Annotated in this window: 1 protein-coding gene; it reads right to left on the reverse strand. The window is 77.4% G+C overall.

The features are described 5' to 3' along the window. A partial coding sequence (locus JZ5iCDA_RS17295) for a dynamin family protein (protein ID WP_366246688.1) occupies positions 1 to 1,663 on the reverse strand: 1,663 nt, incomplete at its 3' end. Between the last annotated feature and the right edge of the window lie 154 nt (positions 1,664 to 1,817).

The following is a 1,817-nucleotide window of genomic DNA, read 5'->3' on the forward strand; positions in this document are numbered from 1 at the left end:
GCTCGGCGCGCGAGGCGGCCTCGACCGCACGGGCGGCGTCCCGCACGCCCTGCGCCGCGACCGCGGCCTCGCCGCTGCCGAGCGCGTCGAGCTGCGCCGTGTATCTCCGTGCCTCGCCGCCGAGGACGTCCTCCACCCGCTCCGCGAGCCGCTCGCGCGCCGTGCGCGTGAGGCGCCGCACGGCGTCGTCGCCGAACACTGCCTCCAGGAGCTTCTGCGCCACGATCGCGGTGCCGCCCGCGATCCCGATCTCGGCGCCCGTGATGCCGCCGGTCGAGGCGAACACGAGCACCATGAGGCTCACGCCGAGGCCGTTGATGCCGAAGGACAGCGCGCGTGCGGCTCCGCGCTTGCCGGCGCCCTGCTCGCGCACGAGGTCGAGCACGTCGCCCTGCCAGGCACGGATCTGCGCGGCGACGTCGGCGCGCACGCCGGGCGACGACCGCGCCAGGTCGAGCCCCTCGAGCAGCGCGTGGCCGGCCGGGTCGGCGCGCCACGTGCCGTACGCGCGCTCCGCGCCGGCGTCGGCGGCGTCGAGGACGACGGCCTCCAGGCCGTGCGCGATGGCTTGCTCCACCTGCGGGGCCTGCGCGGGCCGGCCCCGGAAGAACGAGACGATCGCGTCCCGGACGCGGCCGACGCCCTGCTCGACGGAGCGGAAGATCTCGCTCGTGCCGACGAAGTCCTGCCACCGGGCGAGGACCTCGCCTCGCAGGAGCGCACCGTCGCTCGTGGCGGCGTCGACCTGGGCGGCCGCGTCGGCGTAGGCACGGTCGACCGCGTCGCGGAGGCGCGCGTCCGACGCCCCCTGCGCGTCGGCGGCGCCCGCGACGAGCACGGCGCGGCGCACGAGGTCGTCGACCACGCCGTCGCGCGTCGCGAGCGCCACGCGGTCGCGCTCGTGGCCGTCCGCGCCGAGCGCGGACAGCCATCCCGAGACCTCCGCGACGACCCGCTCGGGCAGGAACCCGTCGACGAGCTCGGACTCCCCCACGACGAACAGCGGCGCGTCGCCCAGACCGTTCTCCGCCATCATGCGCCGCAGGTCGTCCGCGACAGCCTCGGCCCCTGGGTCGACGCGGTCGAGGACGATCGCGACCTGCGCCCGCCGCTCGGCCGCGCCGCGCAGCACGTCCCACGGGACGGCGTCGGCGTACCGGGCGGCGGTCGTGACGAACAGCCACAGGTCGGCCGCGCCGAGGAGCTGGGCGGCGAGCTCGCGGTTCGCCGTCTCGACGGAGTCCACGTCGGGCGCGTCCACGAGCGCGAGGCCCTGCGGCAGGGCGTCGCTCGCGACGAGGCGCAGCGAGCGCGCGGGATCGGAGGCAGCCGGGGACGCCGGTGCCGCCGCGCCCGCGTCGCCCGTCGTGCGGTGCGCGCTCACGCGCGCGAGGCCGGGCAGCACGCGGTCGGTCGAGAACCACCGCTCGTCGAGCGGGTGGTGCACGAGGACGGGTGCCCGGGTCGTGGGCCGCAGCACGCCGGGCGCGGACACGTGCTCACCCAGCAGGGAGTTGACGAGCGTCGACTTGCCGGCGCCCGTCGACCCGCCGACGACCACGAGCAGCGGCGCGGACTGCGACCGCAGCCGGGGCAGCAGGTAGTCGTCGAGCTGGTCGACCGCGAGCGCGAGGTCGTGCCGCGCCGTCTCGACGCCCGGCACCTCGAGCGGCAGCCGGAGCGCGGCGAGCCGCGAACCCGGTCGGCGGCGTCGCGGGCTCGCAGCGGTGGTCCGCGTCGATGCGGAACAGCTCGAGCGCGCCGCACACCTCGAGGACGAACAGGTCGCGGTCGTCGCAGCCCCGCAGGACGGTCGC

This window comes from Cellulosimicrobium cellulans, from assembly GCF_001722485.1.
Classification (GTDB): domain Bacteria; phylum Actinomycetota; class Actinomycetes; order Actinomycetales; family Cellulomonadaceae; genus Cellulosimicrobium; species Cellulosimicrobium cellulans_A.